The sequence below is a fragment of the Rhizobacter sp. P2_H2 genome, assembly GCF_056403375.1.
In genome coordinates, this window is record NZ_JBFUFP010000146.1 from 1 (window position 1) to 8,570 (window position 8,570).

10 protein-coding genes are annotated in these 8,570 nt (G+C 69.8%); 3 read left to right on the top strand and 7 right to left on the bottom strand.

Going from position 1 to position 8,570, the window contains the following annotated elements; all coding sequences use genetic code 11:
• From AC1D15_RS10910 to ybaK, 5 genes are all read right to left on the bottom strand, one after another.
• Positions 1 to 1,089: MCP four helix bundle domain-containing protein (locus AC1D15_RS10910; RefSeq protein ID WP_477825986.1), on the bottom strand; the 1,089-nt coding region annotated here is incomplete at its 3' end.
• A gap of 94 nt (positions 1,090 to 1,183) precedes the next feature.
• The gene (hemP, locus tag AC1D15_RS10915; RefSeq protein WP_156154859.1) at positions 1,184 to 1,405 is read right to left on the bottom strand and encodes a hemin uptake protein HemP; all 222 of its coding nucleotides are present in this window, start codon (positions 1,403 to 1,405) and stop codon (positions 1,184 to 1,186) included.
• Between the two features lie 96 nt (positions 1,406 to 1,501).
• The gene (locus AC1D15_RS10920) at positions 1,502 to 1,861 is read right to left on the bottom strand and encodes a RidA family protein (RefSeq protein WP_047587532.1); all 360 of its coding nucleotides are present in this window, start codon (positions 1,859 to 1,861) and stop codon (positions 1,502 to 1,504) included.
• Positions 1,858 to 2,589: a glycerol-3-phosphate 1-O-acyltransferase PlsY gene (gene plsY, locus AC1D15_RS10925; protein WP_465113923.1), complete on the bottom strand. Its 732-nt coding sequence runs from the start codon at positions 2,587 to 2,589 to the stop codon at positions 1,858 to 1,860. Before plsY ends, AC1D15_RS10920 begins: the two co-directional genes overlap by 4 nt.
• Before the next feature lie 52 nt (positions 2,590 to 2,641).
• Positions 2,642 to 3,133, bottom strand: a complete 492-nt coding sequence (ybaK, locus tag AC1D15_RS10930; RefSeq protein WP_465113924.1) for a Cys-tRNA(Pro) deacylase — start codon at positions 3,131 to 3,133, stop codon at positions 2,642 to 2,644.
• A 144-nt stretch (positions 3,134 to 3,277) separates the two neighbouring features.
• Here ybaK and AC1D15_RS10935 point away from each other — a divergent pair, with 144 nt between their 5' ends.
• From AC1D15_RS10935 to AC1D15_RS10945, 3 genes are read left to right on the top strand one after another with little or no spacing between them, the layout of a single operon-like run.
• The gene (locus AC1D15_RS10935; RefSeq protein WP_477825987.1) at positions 3,278 to 4,321 is read left to right on the top strand and encodes an alpha/beta fold hydrolase; all 1,044 of its coding nucleotides are present in this window, start codon (positions 3,278 to 3,280) and stop codon (positions 4,319 to 4,321) included.
• 35 nt (positions 4,322 to 4,356) lie between these two features.
• The gene (locus AC1D15_RS10940) at positions 4,357 to 5,124 is read left to right on the top strand and encodes an alpha/beta fold hydrolase (RefSeq protein ID WP_477825988.1); all 768 of its coding nucleotides are present in this window, start codon (positions 4,357 to 4,359) and stop codon (positions 5,122 to 5,124) included.
• An 8-nt stretch (positions 5,125 to 5,132) separates the two neighbouring features.
• A complete protein-coding gene (locus tag AC1D15_RS10945; RefSeq protein WP_477825989.1) occupies positions 5,133 to 6,191 on the top strand; it encodes a thioredoxin family protein in 1,059 nt (352 codons plus the stop codon).
• Between the two features lie 27 nt (positions 6,192 to 6,218).
• Here the strand turns inward: AC1D15_RS10945 and AC1D15_RS10950 are convergent, their stop codons facing one another.
• Together AC1D15_RS10950 and AC1D15_RS10955 are read right to left on the bottom strand one after the other, a co-directional pair.
• Positions 6,219 to 7,286 (bottom strand): aldo/keto reductase, encoded by a 1,068-nt coding sequence (locus AC1D15_RS10950; RefSeq protein WP_477825990.1) that lies wholly within the window; start codon positions 7,284 to 7,286, stop codon positions 6,219 to 6,221.
• A partial coding sequence (locus AC1D15_RS10955) for an AMP-binding protein (RefSeq protein ID WP_477825991.1) occupies positions 7,283 to 8,570 on the bottom strand: 1,288 nt, incomplete at its 5' end. The genes AC1D15_RS10955 and AC1D15_RS10950, both read right to left, overlap by 4 nt.

The window sequence follows — 8,570 nt, forward strand, 5'->3', positions numbered from 1 at the left end:
GATGATGTCGCTGATCTTGCGCGAGCTGGCGCTGATCTCCTCCATCGTCGTCACCACCCTGCCGACCACGTCGCCGCCCTGCACCGCCACCTGGCGGGCCGAGCTCGCGAGCTGCGTGGCCTGGCGCGCGGTGTCGGCATTCGCCCGCACCGTCGCGGTGATCTGCTCCATCGACGCTGCCGTGCGCTGCAGGTTCGAGGCCTGCTCCTCGGTGCGCTGCGACAGGTCGGCGTTGCCGCCGGCGATCTGGCTCGAGCCGGTCGCGATGCTGTCCGAGCCGGCCCGCACCGCGCCGACCACCCGCACCAGGCTGTCGTTCATCACCTGCAAGGCACCGAGCAGCTGCCCGGTCTCGTCGCCGCTGCGCACCTCGATGCGCGAGGTCAGGTCGCCGGCCGCCACCGTCTCGGCCACCAGCACCGCGCGCCGCAGCGCACCGGTGATCGAGCGGCTGATCACCAGGCTGATGGCGACCGCGCACAGCGCAGCCACACCGGCCAGCACCAGTGTCGTGACGATCCCCGCGCGGCCCGAAGCCTGGGCCTGGCGCGCGGCGTCCTGCATCTGCGTTTCCTGGAAGCGAACCATGTCGAGCGAAGCGGCCAGGTAGGCGTCCTGCAGCGGCCGCACTTCCTTCAGCAGGAAGTTGCGCGCCGCATCCGGCAGGTTGGCCTGCAGCAGCGTGACCACCTTCTGGCGCTTCTTGACGTAGGCGTCACCGCTTTCCTGCAAGGCCTTCAGCAGTTCGTCGCCCTTGGGCGTGGCGCCGCTCCCGGCCAGCTTCTCGCGCAGCTGCGAGATCTCGCGCGTGGCCTCGCTGACCTTCGTGATGTAGCCCTTGACCTCGGCGTCGTCACCGACGGCCAGCACCGCGCTGCGCAGGTGGTTGGCCTGTTTGTTGACGGCACGGTCGATCTCGGTGGCCAGCGCGATCTGGCCGTAGCCCTCGCTGACGATCTCGGCCGTGGCCGCATTGATGGCGCGGATGCGCCACACCGACACGCCGGTGATCATCACCAGCAACAGGATCACGACGCCGAAACCCAGGCCCAGTCGCGTCCCGATCTTCATCCGGTTGACGAAATTCATGTTGTCTCCTGAATCGCCCGCGCAGCCTGGGCGGCTGCAACGGGATCAGGAGGCTATCGGCGCGGCCCGGCACCGACTTGAGTACGAGCGGACCCTATTTCGTCAGGATCAGCTTGCCGAGCGACGTTTGCCGCAAACGGTACTCGATGCCGTGGTGGTCGATGATGACCAGCGTTTCCCCGGCGAAGACCGCGTCGCTGGTGATGCAGCGCAGCGGACCTGCCGCGCCGCCGCCGACCGGCTGCACGCGGGGAGAACGGACGGGCGCCGCGGGCAGGGCCTGCGCGGCGGAGGACAGGTGGGTGGAGGTGTGCATGGCTTGCAGTTTAAATGCGAACCGTTCGCATCTACAAGCCCCCTCGTCTGCAAATCCCCTGCGCCGGCCCGGCTTTCGCCGCATGGAGCTGACGTATCAGACCTTCAGCGCCGCGGTGACGACGATCTCGATCCGGTAGGCCGGGTTCGCCAGCTTCGCCTGCACGGTGGCCCGCGGCGGGGCATCGCCGGGGGCGACCCAGTCGTCCCAGACCTCGTTCATGCCGGCGAAATCGGCCATGTCGGCCAGGAAGATCTGCGCCATCAGGATGTGCGCGTTGTCGGTGTGCGCTTCGGCGAGCAGCCGGTCGACCATCGCCAGCACCTGGCGGGTCTGGCCACGGATGTCCTGCGTGGTGTCGTCGGGCACCTGGCCGGCGAGGTAGACCGTGCCATGGTGGATGGCCATGTCGGAATAGCGGTCCTCGACGTGGAAACGCCGTACGGCGTGGGTCATGGCTTGGCTCCGTGGTCGGAATGTTTGTGGGAATGCTTGTGCGGGTGTTGCGGCGGGTGTTGGTGCTGATGTTGCGGCTGATGTTGCGGCGGATGCCCCTTGGCCGCCGCAGCCGCCGCCTTCTTGCTGCCGAGCTTGCTCTCGGTGCCGGCGATCAGCTTCTGGATGTTGGGCAGGTGGCGCCAGACCAGCAGCAGGCTCATCACGACGATCGCGCCGGCGAGCGGGCCGCCGTCCCAGATCAGCAATTGGTAGAACGGCGCGAAGACCGCCGCCACCAGCGCCGCCAGCGACGAGTAGCGGAAGAAGCCCGCGATGATGATCCAGGTGAGCAGCGTCGCCGCGCCCAGCCACGGGTTGAACGCGAGCAGCACGCCGGCCGCGGTGGCGACGCCCTTGCCGCCCTGGAAGCGGAAGAACACCGGCCACAGGTGGCCGACGAAGGCCGCCAGCCCGACCAGCGCCACGGTGCCCTCGCGCAGCCCGAAACGCGCACCGAACAGCACCACCAGCAGCACCGGCACGTAGCCCTTCAGCGCATCGAGCAGTAGCGTCAGGATGGCCGCGGTCTTGTTGCCCGAGCGCAGCACGTTGGTCGCGCCCGGGTTGCCCGAGCCGTAGCTGCGTGGATCGTTCAGGCCCATGGCCCGGCTGACGATCACGGCGAACGACAGCGAGCCGATCAGGTAGGCCGCGATCACGGCGGCAACGGTGTAGAGAGTCTCCATGGGGTCTTGGCCGCGGGCGCGGGGCGTCCGGCTGGCAGTTTCGGCTGGGCGCCTATTCTGCACCGGCGCACTGCACCGGCCTGGCCCCGAGCAGGCTCGTCAGCACGCCGGGCGAGATGCCGACCAGGTAGCCGCGCCGCCCGCCGTTGATGTAGATGCCGGGCAGCTCGAGGATGCCGGCCTCCACGTACACCGGCATCGCCTTGCGGGTGCCGAACGGCGAGGTGCCGCCGACCAGGAAGCCGCTGTGGCGCTGCGCCACCTCGGGCTTGCACGGCGCGACCTTCTTCGCGCCGATCTGTCGCGCGAGGTTCTTCGTGCTGACCTGGCGATCGCCGTGCATCAGCACGATCAGCGGCGCGGCGGTCTCGTCCTCCATCACCAGCGTCTTGACGACGTGGTGCTCGTCGACGCCGAGCTGGCGCGCCGATTCGGTGGTGCCGCCATGCTCGACGTAGTCGTAGAGGTGTTCGGTGAACGCGATGCCGTTCTTGCGCAGCAGCTGCGTCGCGGGGGTCTCGGAAGCGTGGTCCTTGCGTGCCATGTCCGCGAGTGTAGGGAATCGCTCTGTATCACTCTTTGTCCGATCGGATTGCGTACACAGCACGGGACAAAACGGCMGCGTTCACGACACACCCCGGATACGTCGGACCGGCYCAATGACGCATCCCAACACGAGAGGTTCGCCATGTCCGAGAAGATCGATCTCCAACGCCGCCACCTGTTCGGTGCAGCAGCCCTGGGCTTCAGCGCGCTGCAGCTGGGCCTGGTCACGCCCGCTGCGGCGCAGTCGTCGCGCGCCACGCTGCCCGACATCAAGCCCGGCACCAACACCTCGTTCGGCGCGCTGAAGCAGGTCGACGCCGGCGTGCTGAGCGTCGGCTACGCCGAAGCCGGTCCGGCCGACGGGCCGGTGGTGATGCTGTTCCACGGCTGGCCCTACGACATCCACACCTATGTCGACGTGGCGCCGCTGCTGGCCTCGGCGGGCTACCGCGTGATCGTCCCGTTCCTGCGCGGCTACGGCACGACGCGCTTCCTGTCGGCCGACACGCCGCGCAACGGCCAGCAGGGCGCCATCGCGCAGGACGTGATCGCGCTGATGGACGCGCTGAAGATCGACCGGGCCGTGATGGCCGGCTGCGACTGGGGCGCGCGCACCGCCTGCATCGTCGCGGTGCTGTGGCCGCAGCGCACGAAGGCGCTGGTGTCGGTCAGCGGCTACCTGGTGACCAACGTGCAGGCCGGCCAGCAGCCGCTGCCGCCGGCGGCCGAGCTGCAGTGGTGGTACCAGTTCTACCTGACGACCGAACGCGGCCGCCGCGGCTACGACGCGAACCGCCATGCGTTCGCGAAGCTGATCTGGCAGACGGCGTCGCCGCAGTGGCGTTTCGACGATGCGACCTTCGACCGCTCCGCCAAGGCGCTGGACAACCCCGACCACGTCGCGATCGCGGTCCACAACTACCGCTGGCGGCTCGGCCTCGCAGCCGGCGAATCGAAGTACGACGAGATCGAGGCGAAGCTGGCCACCGCGCCGCGCATCACGGTGCCGGCCATCACGCTGGAAGGCGATGCCAACGGCGCGCCGCACCCGGAACCGTCGGCGTATGCCGGGAAGTTCACCGGCCCGTACGAGCACCGCAACGTCTCCGGCGGCATCGGCCACAACCTGCCGCAGGAAGCGCCGCGTGCGTTCGCGCAGGCGGTGATCGACGTCGCGAAGGCATGAGCCCGCATCCTTTTTCAACCCACGGTATCCATCCCATGAAGACACTCCTCTCCCTCACCCTCGTCGCCGCCACGTTCAGCATGGCCGCCACCGCACACGCTGCCGATGCGAAGGACGCCTCGAAGCCCGCTGTCGTGATCGTCCACGGCGCCTTCGCCGACGGCTCCGACTGGGCCAAGGTCATCCCGCTGCTGCAGGCCAAGGGTGTCAGCGTCACTGCGGTGCAGAACCCGCTGAGCTCGCTGGAAGACGACGTGGCCGCCGCGAAGCGGTCCATCGATGCGCAGCCGGGCAAGGTCGTGCTGGTCGGCCATTCGTGGGGCGGCACGGTGATCACCGAAGCCGGCAACAACGACAAGGTCGCCGCGCTGGTCTACGTCGCCGCGTTCGCGCCGGACGCCGGCCAGTCGACCGCCGACGCCGGCAAGGGCTATGCACCGGCCCCGGGGCTGGCCCACCTCGTCAGCGACGCCTCGGGCTTCCTGCGCCTGAGCGAGGAAGGCATGGCGAAGCACTTCGCCCCCGACCTGCCGGCGAAGCAGACCTCGGTGATGTTCGCGACGCAGGGCCCGATCCTCGGCAAGGCCTTCGGTCAGCCCGTCACGACCGCCGCCTGGAAGACCCGGCCGAGCTGGTTCGTCGTCGCGTTGAACGATCACATGATCCCGCCGCCGCAGCAGCAGGATATGGCGAAGAAGATCGGCGCCACCGTGACCGATCTGAAGACCAGCCACGTCCCGCAGCAGGTGCAGCCCGAGAAGGTCGCCGCCGTGATACTCGCCGCCGTGCAAGCTGTTCGCTGAGGCCCGCCATGTCCATCCTCCACCGCATCACGTCGCTGGGCCGGCCGCTGACCCTGCTGGCCGTGCTGGCCGCCTGCCTCGCAACGCCCGCGGCCCACGCGGCCGAGCCGCCGATGCCACGCCTGGACGGCGCGGTCGGCTGGCTCAACTCACCGCCGCTGACGCTCGAGTCGCTGCGCGGCAAGGTGGTGCTGGTGGATTTCTGGACGTACTCGTGCATCAACTGCCTGCGCACGCTGCCCCACGTGCGGGCCTGGGCGCAGCGCTACACGGCCCAGGGCCTGGTGGTGGTCGGTGTGCACACGCCGGAGTTCGCGTTCGAGAAGAACCTCGCGAACGTCGAGCGCGCGACCAAGGACCTGAAGATCGACTTCCCGGTCGCGATCGACAGCAACTACGCGATCTGGCGCTCGTTCCAGAACCGCGCCTGGCCGGCGTTCTACCTCGTCGATGCGCAGGGCCTCATCCGCCACCGGCAGTTCGGCGAAGGCGACTTCGACACCGCGGAGAAGATGATCCAGGCGCTGCTGAAGGAATCGGGCAGCGAGGCGGCGCGCAAGCCGGCGCCCTCCGTCGCGCTGGACACCCGCGGCATCGGCCTGCCGCCCGACATGGCGAACGCGAAGTCGCAGGAAACCTACGTCGGCTACCAGCAGGCGGAAGGTTTCTCGTCACCGGGCGGGATCGTTCCCGAACGCAGCCACCTGTACGCGCCGGGCACGCCGCGGGTGAACGAATGGGGGCTGTCGGGCGAGTGGACGGTGCGACCCGAGTTCGCCGAGCTGGGCCGCGCCGGCGGCAGCGTGGTGTATCGCTTCCATGCGCGCGACCTGCACCTGGTGCTCGGCCGCGCATCGGCCGGCATGCCGGTGCGCTTCCGGTTGACGCTGGACGGCAAGCCRCCCGGTGCCGACCACGGTGTCGACACCGATGCCGACGGCAACGGCGTGATCGACGCCGAGCGCCTGTACCAGCTGGTGCGCCAGCAGGGCCGCATCGGCGACCGGACCATCGAGATCCGCTTCCTCGACCCGGGGGCCCGGGCGTTTGCGTTCACCTTCGGCTGAGCCGGCGAGCGCCTGCAGCGCGCGCCGTCACTGCGCCGGGTCGCGGTGCGTCCAGCGGATCGCGTCGATCTCGGCCAGCAGCTCCGGCGACAGCGTCGTGCCCCAGGCCGCCAGGTTCTCGTCCAGCTGCGCGAGCGACGTGACGCCGATGATGGTGCTCGCGACGCGCCGGCTGCCGTAGACGAAGGCGAGCGCGAGCTGCGTCGGCGAGAGGCCGTGGCGCCGTGCCAGCGCGTTGTACAGGCGCGCGGCGGCCAGCGCCTCGGGGCGGCCCCAGCGGCCCTTCTTCATGCCGTCGAAGATCGCCAGCCGCCCGGGCTTGTCGGCGGCATCGAAGCCGATCTCGTCGTACTTGCCGGTCAGCGCGCCGAACGCGAGCGGCGAGTAGGCGAGCAGCGAGACCTGCTCGCGGTACAGCGTCTCGTCGAGCCCGTTGTCGAGCGCTCGGCTGGTCAGCGCATACGGGTTCTGCACGGTGGCGATGCGCGGCAGCCCATGCTGGCCGGCCAGCCGCACGAATTCGCCGACGCCCCACGGCGTCTCGTTCGACAGCCCGATGTGCCGCACCTTGCCGGCCTTCACCAGCCCGGCCAGCGCCTGCAGCTGCTCGTGGATGCTGCTGAATTCGGCATCCTTGGACGGATCGAAATACAACGCACCGAAGGTCGGCACGTTGCGGTTCGGCCAGTGGATCTGGTAGAGGTCGATCACGTCGGTGCGCAGGCGCTTCAGGCTGTCGTCGCAGGCCTGCACGATCTCGGCCGGCAGCAGGTTCGCGCTGCCGCCGCGCACCCAGTCCATGCTGCGGCCGGGGCCGGCCACCTTGGTCGCGAGCACCACCTTCTGGCGCACGCCGGGCCGGGCCGCGAACCAGTTGCCGACGATGCGTTCGGTGGCGCCGTAGGTCTCGCGGCGCGTCGGCACCGCGTACATCTCGGCGGTGTCGATGAAGTTGATGCCGCGCGCGACGGCTTCGTCGAGGATGCGGTGCGCCGCAGCTTCGTCGACCTGTTCGCCGAAGGTCATCGTGCCGAGGCAGATCGGGGTGACGCGCAGGTCGCTGCGGCCGAGCGGGAGGGTGGTGAAGGTCGTCATCCGGCCAGTTTAGGGAGATTTCCGGAACCGCGTGCCCGCTCCTCTTCCTCCAGCCGCAGCACGCGCCGCTGCACCTTGCCGGTGGTCGTCATCGGCAGCGCGTCGATGAACTCGATCTCCTTCGGGTACTCGTAGGGCGCGAGCCGGCCCTTCACATGCGCCTGCAGCTGCTCGACCAGCGCCGCATCGCCGGCCACGCCGGCCGCCAGCACCACGTAGGCCTTGACCAGCGCGCCGCGCTCGGCATCGGGCTTCGGCACCACCGCCGCGTTCGCGACGGCCGGGTGCTTGACCAGGCAGTTCTCGATCTCGCTCGGCCCGATCCGATAGCCTGCTGCCTTGAACACGTCGTCGCTGCGGCCCTGGTACCAGAGGTAGCCGTCGTCGTCCATCAGCGCGGTGTCGCCGGTGCGGCACCAGCTGTCGTCGGGGTCGCCGGTGAACTTGGCGCGCGTCGCGCCGTCGTTCTTCCAGTAGCCGAGGAAGAAGACCGGGTCGGGCGTGCCGTGCACGTCGCGGCGGTGCACCGCGACGTCGCCCGGCGTGCCGCGCGGGCATTCGCGGCCGGCGTCGTCGAGCACCGCGACGCGGTGGCCCGGGTAGGCGCGGCCCATGCTGCCCGGGCGCGCCGGCCAGCCGGGCTGCGCGCGGCCTTCGGCATCCAGGTATTCGGTGCAGTTGCCGACCACGTAGTTGATCTCGGTCTGGCCGAACATCTCGTTGACGGTGATGCCGAGCTGCTCGCGGCACCAGGCGAACACCGCGTCGCCGACCGCCTCGCCGGCGCTCATCACCGTGCGCAGCCGCAGCGCGTAGCGTCCGCGCGGCGACGGCACGGCCTTCATCATCGCCTTCAGCGCGGTCGGGAACAGGAAGGTGTTGGTGACGCCGTAGCGCGCCATCAGCTCGAAGGCCTTCTCGGGGCTGAAGCGCCCCTGGTACGCGACGATCTCGCGGCCGAAGTACAGCGTGGGCAGCAGCGCGTCCATCAGCCCGCCGGTCCAGGCCCAGTCGGCCGGGCTCCAGAACACCTCGTCGCGGCGCGGGAACCAGTTCTGGCTCGCGACGAAGCCGCTCAGGTTGCCGATCAGCGCCTGCTGCGGCAGCAGTGCGCCCTTCGGCGGGCCGGTGGTGCCGCTGGTGTAGATCAGGATCGCCGGGTCGGCGGCCCGCGTCGTGACGGGCACGAAGCCGCCCTCGTCCTGCTGCAGCAGCGTGTCCCAGTCGACATCGCCCTGCCCGGCCGCCGCGCCGGCCGCGACGATGCAGCGCAGCGCCGGGCAC